The 21,549-nt window shown below is 39.5% G+C and carries 18 protein-coding genes, 6 tRNA genes and 2 rRNA genes (1 of these 26 cut by a window edge); 1 reads left to right on the forward strand and 25 read right to left on the reverse strand.

What is annotated here, in order from left to right; all coding sequences use genetic code 11:
* Positions 1-23: 23 nt before the first annotated feature.
* On the reverse strand, positions 24-911 hold the full coding sequence (locus MKY51_RS17015; protein ID WP_339174293.1) for a LysR family transcriptional regulator: 888 nt from the start codon (positions 909-911) through the stop codon (positions 24-26).
* A gap of 99 nt (positions 912-1,010) precedes the next feature.
* Between MKY51_RS17015 and MKY51_RS17020 the strand changes: the two genes are divergently transcribed.
* Positions 1,011-1,778: a sulfite exporter TauE/SafE family protein gene (locus MKY51_RS17020; RefSeq protein ID WP_339174296.1), complete on the forward strand. Its 768-nt coding sequence runs from the start codon at positions 1,011-1,013 to the stop codon at positions 1,776-1,778.
* 267 nt (positions 1,779-2,045) lie between these two features.
* On the opposite strand, the gene MKY51_RS17025 is transcribed toward MKY51_RS17020, so the two are convergent.
* The 24 genes from MKY51_RS17025 to MKY51_RS17140 form a co-directional block, all read right to left on the reverse strand.
* Entirely contained in the window at positions 2,046-2,759 is a 714-nt protein-coding gene (locus tag MKY51_RS17025) for a class I SAM-dependent methyltransferase (RefSeq protein ID WP_339174299.1), read from the reverse strand.
* Positions 2,756-2,965 carry an ATPase gene (locus tag MKY51_RS17030; RefSeq protein ID WP_339174301.1) on the reverse strand — a complete coding sequence of 70 codons (210 nt, stop codon included), beginning with the start codon at positions 2,963-2,965 and terminating at the stop codon, positions 2,756-2,758. Before MKY51_RS17030 ends, MKY51_RS17025 begins: the two co-directional genes overlap by 4 nt.
* Positions 2,966-2,985: 20 nt before the next feature.
* Positions 2,986-3,915 carry a phosphotransferase family protein gene (locus MKY51_RS17035; protein WP_339174302.1) on the reverse strand — a complete coding sequence of 310 codons (930 nt, stop codon included), beginning with the start codon at positions 3,913-3,915 and terminating at the stop codon, positions 2,986-2,988.
* A 99-nt stretch (positions 3,916-4,014) separates the two neighbouring features.
* The gene (locus MKY51_RS17040; RefSeq protein WP_339174305.1) at positions 4,015-4,719 is read right to left on the reverse strand and encodes a ZIP family metal transporter; all 705 of its coding nucleotides are present in this window, start codon (positions 4,717-4,719) and stop codon (positions 4,015-4,017) included.
* 121 nt (positions 4,720-4,840) lie between these two features.
* Complete coding sequence (locus tag MKY51_RS17045) at positions 4,841-5,518, reverse strand: ABC transporter ATP-binding protein (RefSeq protein WP_339174307.1); 678 nt, start codon at positions 5,516-5,518, stop codon at positions 4,841-4,843.
* On the reverse strand, positions 5,519-6,631 hold the full coding sequence (locus MKY51_RS17050) for an ABC transporter permease (protein ID WP_339174309.1): 1,113 nt from the start codon (positions 6,629-6,631) through the stop codon (positions 5,519-5,521). It abuts the gene before it with no gap.
* A gap of 301 nt (positions 6,632-6,932) precedes the next feature.
* Positions 6,933-8,732, reverse strand: a complete 1,800-nt coding sequence (glmS, locus tag MKY51_RS17055; RefSeq protein WP_339174312.1) for a glutamine--fructose-6-phosphate transaminase (isomerizing) — start codon at positions 8,730-8,732, stop codon at positions 6,933-6,935.
* A 700-nt stretch (positions 8,733-9,432) separates the two neighbouring features.
* Complete coding sequence (locus MKY51_RS17060; RefSeq protein WP_339174314.1) at positions 9,433-9,957, reverse strand: type 1 glutamine amidotransferase domain-containing protein; 525 nt, start codon at positions 9,955-9,957, stop codon at positions 9,433-9,435.
* A 415-nt stretch (positions 9,958-10,372) separates the two neighbouring features.
* On the reverse strand, positions 10,373-11,725 hold the full coding sequence (gene glmM, locus MKY51_RS17065) for a phosphoglucosamine mutase (RefSeq protein WP_339174317.1): 1,353 nt from the start codon (positions 11,723-11,725) through the stop codon (positions 10,373-10,375).
* Between the two features lie 83 nt (positions 11,726-11,808).
* The gene (locus tag MKY51_RS17070; protein ID WP_339174320.1) at positions 11,809-12,825 is read right to left on the reverse strand and encodes a CdaR family protein; all 1,017 of its coding nucleotides are present in this window, start codon (positions 12,823-12,825) and stop codon (positions 11,809-11,811) included.
* Entirely contained in the window at positions 12,818-13,654 is an 837-nt protein-coding gene (gene cdaA, locus MKY51_RS17075) for a diadenylate cyclase CdaA (protein ID WP_339174321.1), read from the reverse strand. The genes MKY51_RS17070 and cdaA overlap by 8 nt, the downstream gene beginning before the upstream one ends.
* A gap of 208 nt (positions 13,655-13,862) precedes the next feature.
* Positions 13,863-14,477, reverse strand: coding sequence for a zf-HC2 domain-containing protein (locus MKY51_RS17080; RefSeq protein WP_339174322.1), 615 nt, complete (start codon positions 14,475-14,477; stop codon positions 13,863-13,865).
* A gap of 13 nt (positions 14,478-14,490) precedes the next feature.
* Complete coding sequence (gene sigW / locus MKY51_RS17085) at positions 14,491-15,054, reverse strand: RNA polymerase sigma factor SigW (RefSeq protein ID WP_008405972.1); 564 nt, start codon at positions 15,052-15,054, stop codon at positions 14,491-14,493.
* Between the two features lie 149 nt (positions 15,055-15,203).
* Positions 15,204-16,109 carry an arginase gene (gene rocF / locus MKY51_RS17090; protein WP_339174326.1) on the reverse strand — a complete coding sequence of 302 codons (906 nt, stop codon included), beginning with the start codon at positions 16,107-16,109 and terminating at the stop codon, positions 15,204-15,206.
* A gap of 196 nt (positions 16,110-16,305) precedes the next feature.
* A tRNA-Lys gene (locus tag MKY51_RS17095) sits at positions 16,306-16,378 on the reverse strand.
* Positions 16,379-16,395: 17 nt separating this feature from the next.
* Positions 16,396-16,470, reverse strand: a tRNA-Gln gene (locus MKY51_RS17100).
* Between the two features lie 13 nt (positions 16,471-16,483).
* Positions 16,484-16,567: transfer RNA gene (locus MKY51_RS17105), tRNA-Tyr, on the reverse strand.
* A gap of 30 nt (positions 16,568-16,597) precedes the next feature.
* Positions 16,598-16,673 (reverse strand) — tRNA-Val (locus tag MKY51_RS17110).
* Positions 16,674-16,718: 45 nt separating this feature from the next.
* Positions 16,719-16,793, reverse strand: a tRNA-Glu gene (locus MKY51_RS17115).
* Between the two features lie 128 nt (positions 16,794-16,921).
* Positions 16,922-16,997 (reverse strand) — tRNA-Asn (locus tag MKY51_RS17120).
* A gap of 163 nt (positions 16,998-17,160) precedes the next feature.
* Positions 17,161-18,447 (reverse strand): alpha/beta fold hydrolase, encoded by a 1,287-nt coding sequence (locus tag MKY51_RS17125; RefSeq protein ID WP_339174329.1) that lies wholly within the window; start codon positions 18,445-18,447, stop codon positions 17,161-17,163.
* A gap of 99 nt (positions 18,448-18,546) precedes the next feature.
* Positions 18,547-19,179: a FusB/FusC family EF-G-binding protein gene (locus MKY51_RS17130; RefSeq protein ID WP_339174331.1), complete on the reverse strand. Its 633-nt coding sequence runs from the start codon at positions 19,177-19,179 to the stop codon at positions 18,547-18,549.
* Between the two features lie 248 nt (positions 19,180-19,427).
* Positions 19,428-19,543: ribosomal RNA gene (gene rrf, locus MKY51_RS17135) — 5S ribosomal RNA — on the reverse strand.
* Positions 19,544-19,630: 87 nt separating this feature from the next.
* Positions 19,631-21,549: ribosomal RNA gene (locus MKY51_RS17140) — 23S ribosomal RNA — on the reverse strand; it runs 1,010 nt beyond the window's last position.

Consider the following 21,549-nt stretch of genomic DNA (forward strand, 5'->3'; position numbering starts at 1 on the left):
ATTTTTATAAAAAAAAAAGCAATTTAAATATCTAAATTGCTTAAGTTCTCCTTCAAATATTGAATAAACGGATGCGTCATCTTATCCACTTTTCTTGTACAGCAAAATAGGCTCTGGCTGATTTCCACCTGATCTACAAAAACGCGTGCAATGCTGCCTTGCGATAACTTTTCTTTTACACTGAATGCTGGAGCAATTGCCATTCCATACCCCGCTTCAACAACTTTAATCGATTCCAGTACTCCTTCTATTTGTAAGCCAAACCTCGGTAACGGGCAATTATGCGTATAAAAAATAGCCTCCATCAAGTCCAGCGTTGAACTGCCTCGTTCCCTATATATAAAATCATGTTGACTTAGCTCAAAAATCGATACTACTTTATTTGCTAAAGGATGTGTTGGATGAACAACAAACCAAAATGGAATATCCATTATTTTTTCGAAGTTTAAATCTTCATGACCTATATTGCTTTGCACTACGAAACCAAAATCGACTTTATAATCAAGAACAAGACGTTCAACAGATTGAACATTTCCTAGTGAAACATACATATCGATATTCGGATTTTCCGTTTTATAGCCTGCAATGATTGGCGGCAAAATATAATTCGTTGAAATATAGGAAGAAGCGATTTTTATATTCTCCTTTTTTTCCAAAAAGTTTTTAAACTTTTCATCAATCTGCTCTTCCAGATGAAATAACCGTAGCCCTTGCTCATAAAGAAATTCACCTTCATATGTTAGCTGAATCCCTCTTCCTTTACCTTCAATAAGTTTAACTCCGATTTCTCTTTCAAGTTTACGGATTTGCACAGTAACAGCAGGCTGACTGATATGAAGGTGTTTTGCTGCTTCTGTTATACTGCCTAGCTTCGCAACATTTGTGAAGATTCTTAGCGTATGTAAATTCATTTTCTCACCCCACTCATAACTTCTATTTATGAATACACAAAATATATATATTTGTTTTATGAGTAGTATAGCAGTATTTTGAGAATAGGAGGGATTTGTATGGAGAATTTATTTATAGAGTGGCTATCAGTAGACGGGCTCATTTTATTCGCTATTGGCATACTTGCTTCCGTTGTAGGGGTCATGTTTGGGGCTGCTGGATTCGTATTGCTTCCTTCTCTCTTGTTAGTCGGAATTCCGATTCATGCGACTGTCGCGATTAATAAATTTGCAACAGGCATTTCTTCATTTTCGACTGTCATTGTTTTAACGATGAAAAAAAGAGTCTCGCTGAAAAAAATGATTCCTTTTATGCTGATTGCTGCAAGCGGCGGTATAAGCGGGGCATTTTTAGCAACAAGATTAGCGGAACAGACGATGAATATCGTTGCCTGTACTGTATTGATCGTAATGTTCTTTTTTGTTATTAAAAGGAAGAAGAAAGAAGTCGTAAGTGAGCAGCCGGATATCGAAAAGAAAACTAATTTAATCGCGCCGTTTTTTATCAGCATCTATGATGGCGGGCTAGGAACAGGGTCTGCACTTCTTAACATTACCTATTTTCTGAAGAAACAAGTCGGCTATGTAATGGCTGCTGAAATGACTCGCTTTTTAATGTTTGCAAGCTGTACGACTGCTTTTTTATTTTACTTATTTTATGGCATTGTTAATTGGGGAGTCGCTGTACCGGTAGCTGTCGGATCGATTGTCGGCTCACATATTGGTTTAAAAATCATTCCTTATTTAAAAAGAAAATGGGTTGAAATTCTGCTCCCCATTATATTTTTCCTTTTAATTATCCAAGTGATATCGGATTTACTATTTTAATACTGTAGCTGGGACAAACTTAACTGTCCCAGCCATTATGAATTATTTAAAAACAGAAGAAAATAGCTCCCTGCAAAAACAAACATCGCAATTCGTGTAATAATGTAAACCGCACGTTCTGAGGATGTAAGCTTGTTTTGTTTCTTCAACTTTTTAAAATGCCAATAAAAATATACACCACATATGAGGAGGATCACTCCCGAAATTTGATAAGCATTTTCCAGTATGTTATCCAAAAAATCCTCTCCTGTTCTATTATCATTCAAATCATTTCATACAATGAAAGACATACGATTTTGCCTGATTCGTAGCCGGCTGTAATTTAAAATCTTCATACGCGTTCACTGTCGAAAATCCCGCTTCTTTAAGAGAGGACGAAATTTCTTCAAAGCTACGGAATATTAGCTGAACCTTTGCTTCGTATGTAATATCCGTATTAATATTTTTGATTTTTTCATAAAAGGTAAAAACATTCCGATCTAGACCTTCATATTCATCCCAGTACAGCAACGGGTCCCCTGTATGAATATCTTGAAGCTCGTCTACTGTCTCATCTTTTTGCCATTCTTCCCATACTTTTGCCTGAGGATTCCGCGCATCAAAAACAAAGTGCCCACCAAGCTTTAATGCTTTAAATACATCTTGCAGTACACTATTCCAGCTCTCTTCCGAAATAAAAACCTGTGCCACATTCGCTGTCATCAATACTGCATCATATGAGTTAATTGTAAGGTCCTTGCTATCGCCGATTATCCATGAAACCGATTGTGCATGAGCTTTGTTTTGAGCTCGAAGAACGGCTTCTTCATTTGGATCGATTCCTGTTACTTCATAACCGGCCCTTGCCAATTCTATCGTTACCCGGCCAGTACCACAGCCCAAGTCGGCAATCTTTTTAGCTTTTGTTAATTGTAGCAACTCCATGAAGAAATCGTCTTCTTTCCCCCATGTATGAAGCTGATCGTAGTAATAGGCAATCATTTAACTTCCCCCTCCTTCCTCTTAAGCATCCGTTCAGTTATTATCCCTACTGCTGCCCCCACAAAGATTGGCAGCAAAGCTATTTCAGTATGTGAGAGTGAAATTTTAAATATAAGAAAATTTATGTCCGCTAAATAACCGATAAAATATAATACGGCTATCGTCGCAAAGGAGGAAATTAGTGGAATCCAAAATACTTTTCCCATTTTTTCATCTCCGTTCTATTCTATTTATTGCTCTCCAGCTTTTGATCAACCAAATTTAATTCTCCCTTATACCAAGTTGGGACGGGATTGTTCATTCCGTCAAACCATTCCAAAACGTTTTTAGCCTGATTTTTCATGATGTTCAAATCTTCTTCCCCGTAATCTAAAGCCCAAGGAATGGATGACAGCATATTACTGCTTATATAAAATGCAAGCAATGCAAAAAATTCCATCGGTGGTGTTCCGTTAAAATATCCGTTAAGCTGCCCTGTGGCAAAGTACGGACTCGTATCGGCACTCCACACTATCCGGTTAAACTCTTCCCACGGGTCGCCGTAGTCACTGCGGTTAAAGTCTATAACATATAGCTCTTTTTTTGGGGATATAATCATATTTCCAACATGGTAATCTCCATGATGAAAACATTGCTCCCTGCCTTCGAGGAGGTGTCTGTTCGCTTCAATATACCGAATAACTTTATCGTCACCCGCTATTTTCACATCACAGTTTTTGTACATTTTAATTTTACTGTCCGCTTTACGGTTAAATCGTGTTGCCCATTCTTCCTGCTCTTCCGGTGCAGGAATACTGTGAATTCCCTTCAGTATTTGCCCTGATTTCACCCCTAATGAATACTGTTCGGCTTCTGTCAGGTTCGGCAGTATCTGTTGCGCGTCTTCACCGTCACACCATACGAAAATCGTATAGACACTTTTGCCGTTGTCGCATATTCCAAAATCAACTGGGTGTGAAACAGGCAAACCTCTTTCAGCTAAACTGCTTATAATTTCGTATTCCCTTTTCTTTTTGTCATACTCTGCTATATCATTAATGCGCAGTAACAGCCTCTCATCTGTAGCTGTTTCAATATAGTACTTTTTATCGTCCGACCATCCTTTATGGATCGCTTCAATTTTCATGAATGATTCATAGTTTTTTATATCGACCATAAATTTCCTCCATTTGTTCGTGATTGTATGTAGTAGTTTAACATATTCAAGTACATAATTTTCCAAATAAGTTAAAATTGATAGTCACCTTTAATAACTCTAAAGTAAATGAAGGTAATATCCGATTAGTCCAAATCCGATTAATGTGCAGCATACAACTTTTAGTACTGTAGATTTATGAAGTGCCGGATATAAGATTTCTGATACGGTAACGGTAAAGATCATCCCCATAGCGAAACTCATGAAGATCGTATTAAGGAACGGATGAACTAGAAAACCACCGATAAAAACACCTAAAGCAACTGGAATCGATACGAGTAGTGAAATTAATAAAATCGCAAATAGACTTAACCCAGCCAAAACTAATGGCATAAACAAAATTATTCCCTCGGGAATACTATGAAATAAAAGAGTTTGCAGTAAGACCTTTGTAAGCCCTGGTTCTTCATTGGCTCCTAACGTTATTCCAATCGGTAAATTATGAACCGCAAAACTAAGCATCAATAATAGGCCAGTTCGAATATATAATTTCTTTACAGTGTGACTTTTATCTTCTCTAAAATGCAATCTGCTATGTAGCAATTTGAATAGCATCATCCCCAAAATGAATCCGATAACCGTACTTAACCAGCCGCCTGACTCTACCGCTTCCGGGAGTACCTCAAAACTGATCAAACCTAAAATAATCCCAGTACAAAGCGCATAAATAATATGTGCTTTCTTGTTAATTCCTTTAAAAAGCCAAGCGAGCACGCCACCAATGAATATACCTGCAGAAGTCCATAAAAACCCTAGTAGCCACATCGATATCACCTTTCACTGAGTATAGTTAGTCGTATGGTTAGTAAGGGGAATTTATGAAAATAAAAAAACCGTATTTAAAGTATGAGCTTACTTTAAATACGGTAAAGATTATTAAATTTGATTATGCTTCCAAAGTTAAAATTCCGTCTTCCATACGATAAACTTTATCGCAGAACTCCAGCATACGTTCATCATGGGTTACCATAATTGCTGCTTTGTTACGTTCTTTAACTTCTTTTCGGATTTGCTTTACAACTTCAAATGCGCGCTTAGAATCTAAACTTGCTGTTGGTTCATCCGCTAAAATGATGTTTGAATTATTCACGAACGCACGAGCAATCGCAACACGTTGACGTTCCCCACCAGATAATTCATTCGGGAATTTGTTGAACTTATCGCCCAATCCTAATTCCGTTAATAATGTTTTTGCAAATTTTGTATCTTCAGCTGTAACTTTGCCTTTCATTTTACGTACAAGCAACAACTGATCTAACACTGTTAAATAAGGAATTAAGTTCGATGTTTGTAAAATGAAACCGACATCTGTTAAGCGAAAAGCCGATAAATCTTTTTCCTTCATCTTGCCGATATCAGTCCCGTTAACAAGTACTTCACCTGTCGATGGCTGAAGTAATGCTCCTGCAATCGATAAAAGTGTACTTTTCCCTGAACCTGATGGACCGATAATTGCGATGAACTCACCCGGGTTTACTGTAAGCGATACATTTTTTAATGCATCTACTGTAGAAGACCCTTCTTTGAATGTTTTCGTTACATTTTTCAGTACTAAACCTGTCATTTATTCCACTCTCCCAATCGCTGTTAAAGGATCAATTTTTGTCACTTGGCGGGCTGAAATAACAGAACCTAAAACAGAAACAATTAATAACACAATGGCATATAAAATAACCATTTTAAAGTCTAAGCTAAACGGCATTCCCTCTGGAAAAACAAGAGCAGTCAAGTACGTTAATACAATGCCGGCAATGATGCTGATTAGTGATAACACGAATACTTGAGAAATAATTGATTTTTTAATAAAGCTGTCTGATGCACCAATTGCTTTCATAACACCAAACTGTTGTGTTTTTTGTAAAATGAATACATAGAAGAATACTGCAATAATTACAGCTGAAATAATGAATAGGAAGGCAAGCATCATATAGATTGTGCCGCTTTCTTCTTTATAACCTGGCATACCCATTACAGCTTCAGATTTTGTAAATGTATCAATTTCAGCATAGTTGTCCTCGATTTTTTCAGCGTCAATGTCTGTACCTTGTAATGCGATCATTGCTACTGGGCTCTCTAGGCCATTATCTGATCCTGGTGCTGCAAATGCATAGCTTTGCCAAACGTCTACGTTTACAAATACACTTGGTAAATGGTTGAATGTTTCACCTTTTGTAATACCGACTACTGTTAATTCGATGCTTGAGCTTGTTACCTCAATTTTATCGCCGATTTCATAGCCTTTTTCCTGTAATGACTCATCGATAATTACACCCATTTTGTCTTCAGCAGATAACTGGTTACCTGAAGCAACTTTTGGCTCAATAAACTTCCCTGGTTCGATTCCAAGAAACGCGACGTCCACTTTATCTTTCGCATCCGGTGACTTCACGATAACAGTAGATTGTCCAAATTTAGCAGCCTCTTTTACACCAAATTGTCCTTCCACATCATCGGCAATCGTACCTGATACCTTTGTTTTCATCATTGTTGCTTCAGAGCCTTCCTCATAAATAAAAAGATCTCCGTCGATATTTTTCATTGTGGCTGCAGCTAATGATGATAAGCCATTACCTAATCCTGATAAAATAAATACAAGCCATGCGATAAGCATAATAATTGCGCCAATCATCATGAAACGTTTTTTGGCGTGTTTCATTTCTTTAATTGCTAAAAACATTTTAAATCCTCCTTAGTTTTTATATGAACCGATTCTTCAATTGTTCTAATTACTAGAAAACTGATCACCTCTAAATAAATTATCCTATTTTTAAAAACTATTGTTCAATATTAATTTACAGTTATTAAAAATTGGATAAATATAATTTTCTTCCATTTCCGTTCTCTAGTATAGACCTTTATTATGAACTTTATATAAACTATTTACTATTTTATATAAATATTTTCCGGAAAGTTGCTCGTTATAGTAATATAAAAAACCGTTTGCTTACTTAAAAGCGAACGGTTTTTTATATTAAATCCTATTCAACCGTAACTGATTTTGCAAGGTTACGAGGTTTATCAACATCACAACGACGGTGAAGTGCAGCATAGTAGCTGATTAATTGTAATGGTACAACAGATACAAGTGGTGTTAATAGCTCATGTACTGAAGGGATAACTAAACGGTCGCCCTCTTCTTCCATGCCTTCCATTGCAATAATACATGCATTGGCACCGCGCGCTACGACTTCCTTTACGTTACCGCGAATGTTAAGTGCCACACCTTTTTGTGTTGCTAAAGCGAAGACTGGTGTTCCTTCTTCAATTAATGCAATTGTACCGTGTTTTAACTCACCACCGGCAAAACCTTCTGCCTGAATGTATGAGATTTCCTTAAGCTTTAATGCACCTTCCAATGATACACAGAAGTCCATATTACGACCGATAAAGAATGCATTGCGCGCGATTTTTAAATAATCTTCGGCAATCTGCTCCATTTCCTCTTTAGAGTCGATAATTGTCTGGATACCGTTTGCAACGATTGCCAGCTCCTGTTTTAAATCAAAGTCCAGTTCCATTCCTAACTCTTTTGCAACGGCATAGGCAGCTACTGCTAAAACAGCTACTTGTGCAACATACGCTTTTGTAGATGCTACAGCAATTTCCGGACCCGCATGCAATAATAATGTGTAATCCGCTTCACGAGAAAGTGTTGAGCCTTGTACGTTCGTTACAGTTAACGCTTTGTAGCCAAGCTCTTTGATTTTTACTAATACTTGACGGCTATCTGCTGTTTCCCCTGATTGTGAAATGAAAATAAATAATGGCTTTTTCGATAGCAACGGCATATTATAGCCAAACTCGCTTGAAATGTGTACTTCTACTGGAATACCAGCGATTTTCTCGAAATACTGTTTCCCGATCAAGCCGGCATGGTAACTCGTACCTGCCGCAATAATATATAGACGGTCCGCTTCTGCCAATGCTTTTAAAATATCTTTATCAACTGTAACATCTTCACCTTGTTCATATGCTTGAATGATTTTACGGATAACAGTAGGCTGCTCATCCATTTCTTTTAACATATAGTGAGGGTATGTTCCCTTTTCGATATCAGAAGCATCCAATTGTGCTGTATATGGTGCACGCTCAACAACGCGGCCGTTTAATGTTGTGATTTCTACTTTATCTTTACGTACGATTACAACTTCCTTATCGTGCAATTCGATAAACTGGTCAGTTACTTGCAGCATCGCCATTGCGTCTGAAGCGATCACGTTGAAGTCTTCACCTACACCTACTAATAAAGGTGATTTGTTTTTCGCTACGTAAATCGTTTCCACATCTTCATTATCTAAAAGCGCTAATGCATAAGAACCGTGTAATAACGATAATGTTTTACGGAATGCTTCTAACGTAGATAAGCCCTCTTTTGCAAATAAATCGATTAACTGTACGATCACTTCTGTATCTGTATCAGAGTTCATCTTAATTCCTTTAAGATAAGCTTTTTGTAATAAATGATAGTTTTCGATAACCCCGTTGTGTACAAGCGTATATCGGCCTGAAGCACTTGTATGAGGGTGGGCATTTAAGCGGTTTGGTACTCCGTGAGTTGCCCAACGTGTATGGCCAATCCCTACAGCTGCTTCCACATCGCCATCTACTGCTTTACGTAAATCCGCAATACGGCCTTTTTCTTTGAATACTGTTACGCCTTCTTCATTGTGTACAGCGATTCCTGCAGAATCATAGCCACGGTACTCTAGTTTCTCTAAACCTTTTAATAAAATCTCTTTAGCGTCCAATACGCCGTTATATCCTACAATTCCACACATAATCCGTTTCCTCCAATGTAATCGCTACATCGAAGCACATTTCGGCAACACAAAAGCAGACTACGAAATCTGCCTTTTTTCGCCTAGTGCGCTTTAGGAAAGTGAACGCAATGGTGCTGTTTGCTCTCGTTTAGCAAAGCTTGCACACACCGGTAACATTCCTGCTCTTTTTAAAAAAGGTGATGTAGCTGAATATTATTTTTAATTGTATGCCGTTTCGCTTTTCTGTCCAGAGAATCACTTCTCTGTTTTAAAACGAAAGTTACAACCGGGCATGTGCGATCGGGAGGCATCCGCCGAAATTTCGATAAACCTCCACCTCGTCAACTAAGGATTGCGTCCGCTCGATTTCCTTAGTTCTGGCGCTATTATTGTTTTCCGATTTTGTATGCGCGATTTTCTCCCCTTTTGCGCAGCTCAACGATTTTCCTTTTGCTGAGCATTTACATCATACACATAAACAATTTCACCGTCAATCCTACGCTATCACTGAAAGCGCTTCACAGAAAGTTTTTTCTTGAAGTAGTGCGGCTGTTTCTAACATATGTGAATTTCTCACGTAAGAAAAAACATCCCGTTTTGATTTGGGAAAAGGTTCTGTAACAGCAGTAACGTTGTCATTCCCACTGATTACAAAACTTACTCCACATGACATCAAAACGGGATATGCACTATTTTCTATAGTATGCAAAGAGCTCGATTAAAGCCCCTTTTCTTCTAATAAGTTTACAATTTCTCGGTTAAATGCAGGTAAATCGTCCGGCGTACGGCTTGTTACAAGCTGTTTTTGACAAACGAATACTTCTTCATCATGGAATTTAACCCCTGCATATTCCATGTCAACTTTGATTGATTTATAACCTGTTGCATCTCGTCCCTCTAATGACTTCGCCGTAATAAGCAGCTGTGGTCCATGGCAAATTGCAAAGACAGGTTTCTTTTCATCCATAAAATACTTTGCAAATGCTACAACGCGCTCATCATCACGCAGTAAATCCGGTGAGAAACCACCTGGAATAAATAACGCATCATAGTCCTCAGGGCTTGTCTCTGCTACCCCTTTATCAATCTGAACTGTTGCTTCGCCATTTTTACCTGTAACCGATTTATTGCCTTCTTTATCAATCGTTACAATTGTATGCCCTGCAGCTTCTAGAGCCTGTTTCGGACTTGTGAACTCCACATCTTCAAATTTGTCAGTAATTAATGTTGCAATTTTAGCCAATGTAAAACACTCCTTCGTCTTATTAGGATACTTTATTTTGTTTCCCCGAATTCTTGAACATGAAACATAATTCAATAGGTCATGTTCTTTTATTAGAACAGTTTCAGTATTCATTGAAACGGTAAAATTTATAACTGGGTTTAAGCGGTAAAAGGCATTTAGCGTTGACTATGTGTTTTTTATTAGAAGAGTTGGAGGCGATATTAGACGAGTTGCATCCGATATTTGAACTTCTCATAAGGATATTTGAAAAGTTATGGCACATATTAGAACATAGGAAGCTTTTATTAGAAGAACGGCATTTTATTAGATCTTTTTTAGTTTTATTTGAACTTCTAACCCGATTATTAGAAAATCCATCATAAAAAAATACCGGAAGCAATGTCTCCATCACTTCCGGTACGGTCTATTTGATTTATTCAGCTAAACCCATTTCTGTACGAACTACATCTGCAATGCGTACAACATAGTTTTCGCAAGCCTCTTCAGAAGCTGCTTCCACCATAACACGCACTAGAGGCTCTGTACCTGAAGGGCGAACTAATACACGGCCATTGCCTGCCATTTCCGATTCTACTTCTGCGATGACAGCGGCAACCTTTTCATTTTGTGTTACAGCATGTTTATCTGTTACACGCACGTTCACTAGCTTTTGCGGGTAAATCGTCATTTCACCTGCAAGCTCAGAAAGTTTTTTGCCTGTTGCTTTCATAATATTCACTAACTGGATACCTGTAAGCAAGCCATCTCCTGTTGTATTGTAATCTAAAAATACGATGTGGCCCGATTGTTCGCCACCTAAGTTATAGTCATTTGCACGCATTTCTTCTACAACATAGCGATCTCCGACTGCTGTTTTAACACTTGTCATTTCATTGTCTTCAAGCGCTTTGTAGAAGCCCATGTTACTCATAACTGTAGATACGATTGTGCCTTTATTTAAGCGGCCTTTTGCATTTAGATATTTTCCGATGATGAACATAATTTGGTCACCGTCAACAATTGTACCGTTCTCATCTACAGCGATTAAGCGGTCTCCATCTCCATCAAATGCTAAACCAACGTCTGCGCCGCGCTCCGCAACGAATGCAGCTAACTTTTCAGGATGTGTTGAGCCGACACCTTCATTGATGTTCAGTCCATCCGGAGAAGCACCCATCGTTGAAATATCTGCTTCTAAATCTGCAAATAAATGAGTTGCTAAAGAAGAAGTCGCACCATGCGCACAGTCTAATGCCACATGTAATCCTTCAAAATCTTCTTCAACTGTTTGTTTTAAGTATGAAATATATTTTTGTCCACCTTCAAAGTAGTCTGTTACTGAACCAACAGCAGCACCTACTGGACGTGGTAATGTATCTTCTTCTGCATCAAGAATACGTTCAATCTCTTCTTCTTGTGCGTCTGTTAATTTAAAGCCGTCTGGACCGAAAAATTTAATGCCATTATCTGCAACAGGATTATGAGATGCTGAAATCATAACACCTGCTTCAGCGTTCATGACACGTGTAAGATACGCAACACCTGGTGTACTAATTACACCTAAACGCATAACTTCTGCTCCAATTGAAAGAAGGCCTGCAACAAGTGCACCTTCCAACATTTCCCCAGAAATACGTGTATCGCGTCCAATTAATACTTTCGGGCGATCTTTAGCATCCTTCGTCAGCACATAGCCGCCAATACGGCCTAGTTTAAATGCCAACTCTGGTGTTAGTTCACTATTTGCGACACCGCGAACGCCATCTGTTCCGAAATATTTACCCATTTACTTTTTCTCTCCTTCAACGCTTGAAATACCATACGTTTTTAAATTTACCACCTAAAGTGGATTGCTTTGTTTATTGATAGTTAGTTGCCATCTGTACCTTCATTATTAGAATCTGCATCTTTTTCTGCTTCACTATCTTTTCCCTGATCACGAATTGGCTCTCCACTCACAGTTGCGTTTACCTTAAGCTTCTCTTGTGATAACTTGGTAGTCCCTGTTGGAAGCTCAATTTTAAACTCGTGGGAACCGGATTTTTTTATTTTTGAAACATCAACGTCTACGACAACTTCTTTTAATGAATCCACTACAGATTTTGAACCATATACCGTTATGTTAGATTTTTCCGGGGATAAACTGTCAATTGTAAGCCCTTCTACTGGTTCCCCAATTTCGTTTATCTTAATCGGGACTTCTTTACTATATTCATTAATTTCTACTTTTACATTGACCTTATCCGGATTAATGCTGACATCCAGCTTATTCAGGTCGCGGTCTAGCACCTTTACAGCCGCTTCCTGCTCAAATGTTTTATTTAAATCTTTCTCACCAGAAACCGTCGCCTTTACATAACTTATGCTATCAATGACGCTTTTCGCTCCTGTTACTGCCACTTTTGACGGTTCTGCCGTCATCTCGTCCAGTACGAAGTTTTCGGCTAAAAGGCGGTTATTCATTTCCGGCTCAACGCGAAACTGTTCAGTAACCTTTTCTTCAATGGTTACATTAATTATTCTAGGCTCAATTGATACATCCAGTTTTTCCGAAAAGTTTTCTTGATGTATTGTAACGCTATGTTCACCAATTAACAATGAGTTTAAATCGACAAAAAGTTTGAAATCCTTTTCAAGCTTTGTTTTCATTACGATTTGTTTCGGCCCTGAAATTTTCACATCGACCGTTTCAGGGAGACCTGTAACAAATAAATTATCAGAATCATAATACACTTCCAATGGCACATTTGTGATGACATCTGTTTCATTGGATGTGCTCGAGTCCGTTTCACGTTTTTCTTCTGTTTGAATATACAGGAATAGTGCCACCGCTAAAAACAAAGCGGTTAAACGGAGCATCCATGAGCTATCAAATATTTTATCCATTCTTTTTCCCTCCCCAAGTCCACTTAGATGCTAAGTTAGAATCTTGTTCAGGACCAAACCATAGTTTACGCAGTAATTCTTCAAATTCTGTAATATTGAGATTACGGTGTAAATTACCATTAGCAGTAATACTAATCGCACCTGTTTCTTCGGATACAACAATTGTAATTGCATCTGTTACTTCACTTAACCCAAGTGCTGCCCGGTGACGTGTACCAAGTTCTTTGGAAATAAATGCACTTTCTGACAATGGCAAGTAACATGCCGAAGCGGCTATCTGGTTTTTCTGTATAATTACGGCCCCGTCATGTAACGGTGTATTAGGGATGAAAATATTAATCATTAATTCAGAAGAAATCGCGGCATCCATCTTGATACCTGTTTCCACATATTCATTTAATCCTGTATCTTTTTCAATTGAAATAAGTGCTCCAATTCGACGCTTTGCCATATAACTTACAGATTTTTTCATCGCTTCGACTAAGCGTGTCTGTTCATCTTCCTGCTGGTTATTCGTCCGCTGGAAAATCTTACCTCGTCCGATTTGCTCAAGGGCTCGACGAATTTCCGGCTGGAATATAATAATAATTGCTAAGAAACCCCAATCAATTACTTCTTGCAATAACCAATCAAGGGTGTCTAAACCGAAAACGTAGGTAGCAAATTTTGCTAACACAACAATTAATAACCCTTTCAATAATTGAACGGCTTTCGTTCCTCTAATGAGGGTCAATGCTTTATAAACTACGTACCATACAAGCAGTACGTCCAGTACTTTAAAAATCATATCTACAGCAGCAATGTCTGTAAATTGCTCAATTATTTGCATGTGGCATCCCCCACCTTTACTTGCTATTCCATCTTGGTTTTAGTATAGCACAATTCTGTCAGTGATTAACTTTCCTAACAGAAAAAAGTCTACCCGAAAGAGTAGACTTTTCTTTCTATTCTAGAACGGATTTTTTTTAAGAAAAGTTCCGATTTATTTAGAAAATATTATTTTTTGTTGTAATGATCGTGCTGATTGTTCAAAGTTATTACTTATTAAAAACAGCGATTGCTCTATTGAAGCCGTCTTTAATTTTGTACCAGAGCCATTCGAACATTTCATCGATTTCCTCTACCTGCCCTGTAACAACCGCCGTAGATGCCATGTAATTGCCGTTGATCACTGTAATATTGCCGTCCACTTCTCCTTCGACAATAATATCTCCATTTTTCACGACGATGTCACCTTTAACAACTTCACCGACCGGCACTGTTACCGTTTGTCCTTCAATAACTAAATTAGGCTGTTTCGTCACGGAGAATTGATCATCATTCGGGAAACTGCCTAACAATGTGGCACTCATACATAAAAAGAATACTGCTGCAGCCATAAGTACAGGATGCTGACGGAACCAACGTTTAATGCCGGCAGAACTTTTGCGTTTCGGTAAACGACTTATCACTTGATCCTCAAAGCGCGGAGGGGCAGTAATATGTGCTGCACTCTTGATAAACGCAACCGTGTCACTTAATTCATGCATATGTTGTTGGCAATCAGGGCATGTTTGCAAATGCTGCTTCAATATTTGTTCATGCTCACGACTAATATCACCATCTAAATATTCGTGCATATAATCCACGAATTCTGATGCACACGTTTTCATGCGTATCTTCCTCCTACAAATTGTTTAACTGCTTTCTTAACGCTTCACGGCCACGGTGAATACGTGTTTTAACTGTTCCTAAAGGCATATCTAAAATTTCACTTATTTCCTGAAGGGACAGCTCTTCTATATATTTTAATACAATGACCGATCGATATTTATCGGGAAGACGGCTGATTTCATATTGTATTCTATCCTGAAGTTCCATCTGCTCAACGGCCTCTTCGGGCAACTGCTCATCTGCGGCAATCTGAGAATACATATCCAATCCTTCTGTTCCTGCTACTTCCGCATCTAAATAATAATCGGGCTTCTTTTTACGAATCCGGTCAATACAAAGATTTGTTCCGATTCGGTAAAGCCATGTTGAAAATTTTCGATTTTGATCATACGAATGTAAATTAATATAGGCACGTATGAATGCCTCCTGTGCGATATCTTCTGCTTCCTGTTTATTTCCAAGCATTCGATAGCACACTTGATACAGCTTGTGCTGGTAGAGGTTAACGATGTCGGCATATGCGTTTTGATCACCTTTAAGCACTTGCTTTATTCTTTTATTAACTAACGCATCCATTTGTCTTTCCTCTCCACCTTTTCAGCTGTTCTATATATACGGATTGCTTATTAAAAGGTTTCATTTTCTTTAAAAATTTTTTCCACCCATAAATATGTGCCTTTATTATAACAAACTTCATAACGACCAATCGAATTTTTTCTTAATAATCATACTAAAGTTTCGCCAAATAAAGAGCCGATTAACGCAACCGCCAACTCTGCTGTTTTATTTCGCTCATCTAATATGGGATTCACTTCTACAAACTCCGCTGATGTCATTAACCCGGATTCCTGTATCATTTCCATCGCTAAATGACTTTCCCGGTAAGTAATTCCCCCTGCTACAGGTGTCCCTACACCAGGAGTATATAAAGGATCTAACGCATCCAAATCAAGCGATAAATGAAGACCATCAATTTTCAACTGCTTAAAATGTTTCAGTGTTTCTTCCATTACATATGTCATTCCTAGACGATCGATTTCATGCATTGTATATATTTTAATCCCTCGTGTTTTAATTAGCTCCCGTTCCCCTTCATCGATAGAACGTCCGCCAATTATAACAATGTTTTCTGCTTTAATTTTAGGTTCAGCATGTAAAATCGAAGTTAGCCTTTCATGTCCTAGCCCGATACTTGTTGCTAATGGCATCCCATGAATATTTCCTGAAGGCGTTGTTTCCGGTGTATTTAAATCTGCATGTGCATCAAACCAGATGACACCCAGATTTTTATATTTCATCGATAGGCCAGCCAATGTACCAATTGCAATACTATGATCGCCCCCCAATACAAGCGGTATGTAATCCTTTTTTACAACGTTATATACTTTTTCGGCAAGTGCTGTATTTACCTTGATTACCTCATCCAGATTAAGCAGCTTTTCATCTTTCGTTGCAGCTGCATCCCCCTCTATAACTTGAATATTCCCTTCATCTTCAACTTCATAGCCAAGATCGGCCAATCGCTGCTGTACGCCCGCATAACGGATGGCACTAGGTCCCATGTCTACCCCTCGGCGTTGTTGTCCGTAATCACATGGTACCCCTACGATTGAAATTTTCTGATTCATCATTTCTGCATCCCCTATCATGTTGTCATTTGTTCTTTCTTTTCTGTTCTAATCTATTCTATTCTCCGCTCACCCTTCTATAGAATTTCGAGTAACTAAACGATTTTTCCTCTATAAACGCAAAAAATCCTTTACTTATAATTAAGTAAAGGATTGTTATTTGATATTTAAGTACACTTCTAAGTTTATAAAATAAAAGTGAGCCATGAAGGACTCGAACCTTCGACCCTCTGATTAAAAGTCAGATGCTCTACCAACTGAGCTAATGGCTCATAAAAAATAAAAAAAATGGCTGGGGTACCTGGATTCGAACCAGGGCATGACGGAATCAAAATCCGTTGCCTTACCGCTTGGCTATACCCCAAACATTTTATAGATGGTGGAGGGGGACGGATTCGAACCGCCGAACCCTAAGGAGCGGATTTACAGTCCGCCGCGTTTAGCCACTTCGCTACCCCTCCGACAAATGATGCAACACTGTTAAAGTTGAATGGTGGAGGATGACGGGCTCGAACCGCCGACCCCCTGCTTGTAAGGCAGGTGCTCTCCCAGCTGAGCTAATCCTCCATACATAACAAGTGTTACTGCTTTATTTTTTTATGAAGCCTTAAATGGTGACCCGTACGGGATTCGAACCCGTGTTACCGCCGTGAAAGGGCGGTGTCTTAACCACTTGACCAACGGGCCGTTTTATAAGATGTTCTCTTTAAGACAAGATTTATAATATCATCAATTTTTATCTAGTGCAAGCCTTTTTTAAAACTTTTTTAAAAAAGTTTTATTATTTATTTTTAATAGTAAAAAGGCAAAAAAAATGGCTCCGAAGGCAGGACTCGAACCTGCGACCTGCCGGTTAACAGCCGGATGCTCTACCAACTGAGCTACTTCGGAACGCTACTATTATACATTGATGTACAAGCCATCTTTCGTACATTTATTATTATAGCAACGTTTTAAATTTATACAAGTAGTTTTTTGAAATAATTTGAACATTTTATTTATTAGGCTCTTCCTCCCTGGGAAGAGCCACTTATAATGAATACTTCTTTCCCTTTTACTGTTTTATAAAATCAGTAATTTCTTCGATCAATCCCTTTGTTAGCGGTAAGTCAGGATTGTAATAGCTCGCAAGATTTTGTTCTCGGTCGCCTTCTACATCCTTTAATACATGATTCATCTTATCGAAGTAGTGTATTGTCGCATCATTATTTGCTGCATGTAAATTTTTCGCATCTTCTTCGGTTACTTGAATATCTTTTTTACCTTGAAGGATGATTATCGGAACGTTAACATTACTAATTTCATGCTGGGGATCGTATTTAAGCCATGAAATCATATATGGTTGAACAGATGGTCTAAATAATGATTGGAGCTGTGGTGACACTGTTTTCATCTCATTACCCGCTTTTAATTGCTGCAGTATTTTTTCCGATTCCGACAATAAGTTCTGAGGTAAGCTTGCTGATAACTGCTCCATTAAAACTTCATCAGCAGGTCTACCAATACCTGCTACCGAAATGAGAGAAGCTACATCGTTTTGCTGGGCAGCAATGGTCATTATTAATGCACCTTCACTGTGACCTAATAAATGAATTTCATTAAATCGGTCATCCTTTTTAGCGTAATCTACAATAGATTTAACATCCTCGACATAGACATCAAACGTTAAATCTTCTTCTTTTTTAACTAATGCCGTATTCTCACCGACTCCACGCTTATCGAACCGAATAGAAGCAATTCCTTTCTCCGCTAACCCTTCTGCAATCATCTTTAAACTATTGTTCGAACCAGCTCCAATTGTATTACCGTCTTTATTAGTAGGTCCAGACCCTGCATGGATAATAACAAGCTCGCCCGTAGCTTTATCAGGCATTTCCAACGCGGCTTTAAGCTGTCCGCCGGAAACTGGAATCGATAGCTCATCATACGTAACTGGTGTCTCTGTATAAGGCTTTAACGTAATTGGAAAGGACTGTCCATTTTGTGTGAACGTTCCTTCTATTGTTTCGTTATTTAGCTTCCCGTCAATTTTAACGAGAGATCCGGCTAAATTAATGGTGATGGCTACATCCGACTTGTTATATTTAATTGATTCAAATGCAAAGTCACTCAGTCCTTGTGCAGGTACGGAAATACTCCCACTCGACTCTTCCAAATTTAGTATAATTTCAAGAGGCGACTGCGGAATCTCAATCATTCCTTGCCACTTTCCTAATAACGCTTGTTCCATATGCACAACCTCCTGCTTTGTTTGTTCTTCTGCCGTTGACTTATCCGTATCTTCACCATTACAAGCTGACAGCAATAACACAACAGCTAAACTATAAGCAATTTTTCGCATGACTCTTCCTCCCACTTCATTCTTTACTTCCTTTACGGTTAGAATAGGAAAAAGTTTCAAAATAAAAAGCCATCAAATGACGATGACTTTTCCAATAGATTAAATTAAATTACGGTCAACAAATTCCTGAAGTTTTTCATAATCACTGACCTTTTGATTACATAATTGTGAATCATCACATATGTAATTGCTGTAAGATGTATAGTTATCCCCATTGCCCTTTACTGTAGCTGTAAACAAATGGACTGCACTATGCTGGTTACAAATCGAACAAACACCTTTAATAGGATTGTGAGCATCAACAACTCCACGTAATGCTGTATAATCGCCTTCCTTTTCCAGTACAATGTATTGGCGATTCGTCCCTTTATCAACCCATGACAGATAGCTGATTGTTTGCCAATCAATCATTTCTAGTCTAGGCAGCTTCAGCTTCTTATCTTTTTTAAAAAGCTTTTGCAAACCTTGCTCGGAAATCGGTTTAAACGGAATAGTATATGACTTTAAGCTTTGGAAAAATAGTTCTGCCCCGATAGTATCCTCAACTGTTTCTACTTCTTTAATAATATCTTCATTTACATGTGTCAGTTTTTCTCTTAGCTCTGCAATTGCCAGCTCTCTTACAGCTGAAACAATTTTCTTATCATTTGATGCTAACTTTGCCTGCAGTATTTTATTTACTTGCTGTTCGATTAATCGTAGGTCCACTACCATTAAAAATGGTGCTGTCATGTTACTTCCTCCACTGTTATGCCTTGTAAAACTTTTTACATTTAATAATCGTATTTCTTTCTGCTTTAATGGTCAACTACTTAAGCTACCTTATTTAGACAGGTAAAACACTTTAATAATAGAAAAACCAAAGAAAGTAGTCCGTTAAGACACGATCTTTGGTTTACTCTTTATATTCTATAGTAACCTATACAATTTTCAATAATATAAAAAAGCCACTACTGACTAAATCAGCAGCGACTTTTTGAGCGAAGCGACGTCCTACTCTCACAGGGGGAAGCCCCCAACTACCATCGGCGCTAAAGAGCTTAACTTCCGTGTTCGGTATGGGAACGGGTGTGACCTCTTTGCCATCATCACTTCACTATAGTGGGCTTTAAAAAGCCTATGTAAAAGAATTTTCATTCTTTCAAAACTGGATAAACGTTTCATTGAGTTTGTGCAATAAAATGTGGTTAAGTCCTCGACCGATTAGTATTCGTCAGCTGCATGCGTCACCGCACTTCCACCTCGAACCTATCTACCTGATCGTCTTTCAGGGGTCTTACTTACTTGCGTAATGGGAAATCTCATCTTGAGGGGGGCTTCATGCTTAGATGCTTTCAGCACTTATCCCGTCCATACATAGCTACCCAGCGATGCCTTTGGCAAGACAACTGGTACACCAGCGGTATGTCCATCCCGGTCCTCTCGTACTAAGGACAGCTCCTCTCAAATTTCCTACGCCCACGACGGATAGGGACCGAACTGTCTCACGACGTTCTGAACCCAGCTCGCGTACCGCTTTAATGGGCGAACAGCCCAACCCTTGGGACCGACTACAGCCCCAGGATGCGATGAGCCGACATCGAGGTGCCAAACCTCCCCGTCGATGTGGACTCTTGGGGGAGATAAGCCTGTTATCCCCGGGGTAGCTTTTATCCGTTGAGCGATGGCCCTTCCATGCGGAACCACCGGATCACTAAGCCCGTCTTTCGACCCTGCTCGACTTGTAGGTCTCGCAGTCAAGCTCCCTTATGCCTTTACACTCTACGAATGATTTCCAACCATTCTGAGGGAACCTTTGGGCGCCTCCGTTACTCTTTAGGAGGCGACCGCCCCAGTCAAACTGTCCGCCTGACACTGTCTCCTACCCCGCTAAGGGGCATGGGTTAGAAGTTCAATACAACCAGGGTAGTATCCCACCGACGCCTCCTTCGAAGCTGGCGCTCCGAGATCTCTGGCTCCTACCTATCCTGTACAAGTTGTACCAAAATTCAATATCAGGCTACAGTAAAGCTCCACGGGGTCTTTCCGTCCTGTCGCGGGTAACCTGCATCTTCACAGGTACTATAATTTCACCGAGTCTCTCGTTGAGACAGTGCCCAGATCGTTACGCCTTTCGTGCGGGTCGGAACTTACCCGACAAGGAATTTCGCTACCTTAGGACCGTTATAGTTACGGCCGCCGTTTACTGGGGCTTCAATTCACAGCTTCGCTTGCGCTAACCGCTCCTCTTAACCTTCCAGCACCGGGCAGGCGTCAGCCCCTATACGTCACCTTACGGTTTTGCAGAGACCTGTGTTTTTGCTAAACAGTCGCCTGGGCCTATTCACTGCGGCTTCTCTAGGCTATGCACCCAAAGAAGCACCCCTTCTCCCGAAGTTACGGGGTCATTTTGCCGAGTTCCTTAACGAGAGTTCTCTCGCACACCTTAGGATTCTCTCCTCGACTACCTGTGTCGGTTTGCGGTACGGGCACCTCTCACCTCGATAGAGGCTTTTCTTGGCAGTGTGAAATCAGGAACTTCGCTCATACGAGCTCGTCATCACAGCTCAACGTTAGAGTATGCGGATTTGCCTACATACACGCCTTACTGCTTGAACACGCGCAACCAACGGCGTGCTTACCCTATCCTACTGCGTCCCCCCATTTCTCAAACGGTGAGGAGGTGGTACAGGAATATCAACCTGTTGTCCATCGCCTACGCCTATCGGCCTCGGCTTAGGTCCCGACTAACCCTGAGCGGACGAGCCTTCCTCAGGAAACCTTAGTCATACGGTGCATGGGATTCTCACCCATGTTTCGCTACTCATACCGGCATTCTCACTTCTAACCGCTCCACCAGTCCTTCCGGTCTGACTTCAACGCTGTTAGAACGCTCTCCTACCACGCATACTCAAAGTATGCATCCACAGCTTCGGTGAATCGTTTAGCCCCGATACATTTTCGGCGCAGCGTCACTCGACCAGTGAGCTATTACGCACTCTTTAAATGATGGCTGCTTCTAAGCCAACATCCTGGTTGTCTAAGCAACGCCACATCCTTTTCCACTTAACGATTACTTGGGGACCTTAGCTGGTGGTCTGGGCTGTTTCCCTCTTGACTACG

It is taken from the genome of Solibacillus sp. FSL R5-0691 (assembly GCF_037974225.1).
GTDB lineage: Bacteria > Bacillota > Bacilli > Bacillales_A > Planococcaceae > Solibacillus.

Bases quoted from the DNA above. Each gene is read 5' to 3' on its own strand.
- MKY51_RS17015 (WP_339174293.1), bottom strand. From the start codon at position 911: ATGAATTTACATACGCTAAGAATCTTCACAAATGTTGCGAAGCTAGGC.
- MKY51_RS17020 (WP_339174296.1), top strand. From the start codon at position 1,011: ATGGAGAATTTATTTATAGAGTGGCTATCAGTAGACGGGCTCATTTTA.
- MKY51_RS17025 (WP_339174299.1), bottom strand. From the start codon at position 2,759: ATGATTGCCTATTACTACGATCAGCTTCATACATGGGGGAAAGAAGAC.
- MKY51_RS17030 (WP_339174301.1), bottom strand. From the start codon at position 2,965: ATGGGAAAAGTATTTTGGATTCCACTAATTTCCTCCTTTGCGACGATA.
- MKY51_RS17035 (WP_339174302.1), bottom strand. From the start codon at position 3,915: ATGGTCGATATAAAAAACTATGAATCATTCATGAAAATTGAAGCGATC.
- MKY51_RS17040 (WP_339174305.1), bottom strand. From the start codon at position 4,719: ATGTGGCTACTAGGGTTTTTATGGACTTCTGCAGGTATATTCATTGGT.
- MKY51_RS17045 (WP_339174307.1), bottom strand. From the start codon at position 5,518: ATGACAGGTTTAGTACTGAAAAATGTAACGAAAACATTCAAAGAAGGG.
- MKY51_RS17050 (WP_339174309.1), bottom strand. From the start codon at position 6,631: ATGTTTTTAGCAATTAAAGAAATGAAACACGCCAAAAAACGTTTCATG.
- glmS (WP_339174312.1), bottom strand. From the start codon at position 8,732: ATGTGTGGAATTGTAGGATATAACGGCGTATTGGACGCTAAAGAGATT.
- glmM (WP_339174317.1), bottom strand. From the start codon at position 11,725: ATGGGTAAATATTTCGGAACAGATGGCGTTCGCGGTGTCGCAAATAGT.
- MKY51_RS17070 (WP_339174320.1), bottom strand. From the start codon at position 12,825: ATGGATAAAATATTTGATAGCTCATGGATGCTCCGTTTAACCGCTTTG.
- cdaA (WP_339174321.1), bottom strand. From the start codon at position 13,654: ATGCAAATAATTGAGCAATTTACAGACATTGCTGCTGTAGATATGATT.
- MKY51_RS17080 (WP_339174322.1), bottom strand. From the start codon at position 14,477: ATGAAAACGTGTGCATCAGAATTCGTGGATTATATGCACGAATATTTA.
- sigW (WP_008405972.1), bottom strand. From the start codon at position 15,054: ATGGATGCGTTAGTTAATAAAAGAATAAAGCAAGTGCTTAAAGGTGAT.
- rocF (WP_339174326.1), bottom strand. From the start codon at position 16,109: ATGATGAATCAGAAAATTTCAATCGTAGGGGTACCATGTGATTACGGA.
- MKY51_RS17125 (WP_339174329.1), bottom strand. From the start codon at position 18,447: ATGCGAAAAATTGCTTATAGTTTAGCTGTTGTGTTATTGCTGTCAGCT.
- MKY51_RS17130 (WP_339174331.1), bottom strand. From the start codon at position 19,179: ATGACAGCACCATTTTTAATGGTAGTGGACCTACGATTAATCGAACAG.